This window comes from Streptomyces sp. adm13(2018), from assembly GCF_008042145.1.
In the GTDB taxonomy this organism is placed as follows: domain Bacteria; phylum Actinomycetota; class Actinomycetes; order Streptomycetales; family Streptomycetaceae; genus Streptomyces.
On sequence record NZ_RDBH01000344.1, the window covers coordinates 1 to 1253 of the forward strand.

Sequence of the window (1253 nt, forward strand, 5' to 3'; positions counted from 1 at the left end):
GTCGGGGTGGGTGCTGACATGGCCGCCTCCAGAGCGGGTCGTACGGGGATGGGGGGAGCGGTCACAGGAAGGTGGTCTGCGGGGTCTGGCCCAGCAGGATCCGGCCCTGGAGCTCCAGTGCGGTGTCCGGGTTGAGGCCGGCGTGCAGACAGAGCGCGTGGATGTCGCGGCGCATCCGCTGCACGGGCACGTCGGCGCGGACGGAGGAGGCGCCGCACGCCGAGGCGACCAGGTCGACCGCCTCCCGGCACAGCGCGGCGACGGTCGCGGCGGACGCCCGGGCGGTGGACCGCTCGGCGAGCGTGTGCGGCCGGTGGGCGCGGGCGAGCCGCTCGGTGCGGTCCGCGAGGTCGTCGGCGAGCAGTACGGCCAGCCGCCGTTTCACGTCCACCTCGCCGAGCTTGCGGTGGGTGAGCGGGTCCTGGCTCTGGTCCTGGTGGGCGCTGAACGCGACGGGCCGGCCCGGAGCCCGCTCGATGAGGAAGTCGGCGGCGGCCCGCGCGATGCCCAGCGGCGTACCGGCGTTGAGCGTCGAGAAGAGCGGGAACACCTCGTACCGGGGGAGCCCGACCGCGTCGGGGTCGCCGCCTGGCACCGCCGCGCCGGTCGGGAAGGGCAGCACCCGCGCGGCGGGCACCGGGAGGTCCGCGCACTCCACCGAGCTGCTGCCGGTGCCCTGGAGTCCGGAGGCGTACCAGTCGTCGTGGACGGTCAGCGCGGCGGTCGGGACCAGCACCAGGACGTGCTCCCGCCCGTCGGCGGTGGGCCGGAACGCGCCGAGGACGTCCCAGTGGGAGTCGGCCACTCCGCTGTTGAACCCCCACCGGCCGGTGAGCCGCAGACCGCCGGGTCCCTCGGTCAGCACCCCGGAGGGGCTGAGGGTGACGGCGATACGGGAGGCCGCGCCGTCGAACACCTCGGCGCCGGTCTCCTCGGGGAAGAGGCCGGTCAGCCAGGACCCGGTGAGGTAGATCGACAGCGTCCAGGCGGTGGCTGCGCACCCCCGGGCGAGTTCGGCGAGGGTCCGTACCTGGGCGGGCAGCCCGGCCTGGGCCCCGCCGTGGCGGGTGGGCACGGCCAGTCCGAAGAGTCCGGCGGCGGCGATTCCGTCCACGACCTCCGGCACCAGTCGCCGGCGCCGTTCGGTGGCGGCGGCGTGCTCGCGCAGCAGCGGGACGAGGCCGGCCGCCGGGTCCTCGCCGGCGAGGGCGGGCGGGGTGCCCTGGACGTCGTGCATGGTTCTCCTCGTACGG

At 76.0% G+C, this 1253-nt stretch carries 1 protein-coding gene; it reads right to left on the reverse strand.

The window, feature by feature from the left end; all coding sequences use genetic code 11:
- Positions 1-61 precede the first annotated feature (61 nt).
- Positions 62-1253, reverse strand: a 1192-nt coding sequence (locus tag EAO70_RS37460; RefSeq protein ID WP_222723527.1) for an acyl-CoA dehydrogenase family protein, incomplete at its 5' end; no start/stop codon positions are given.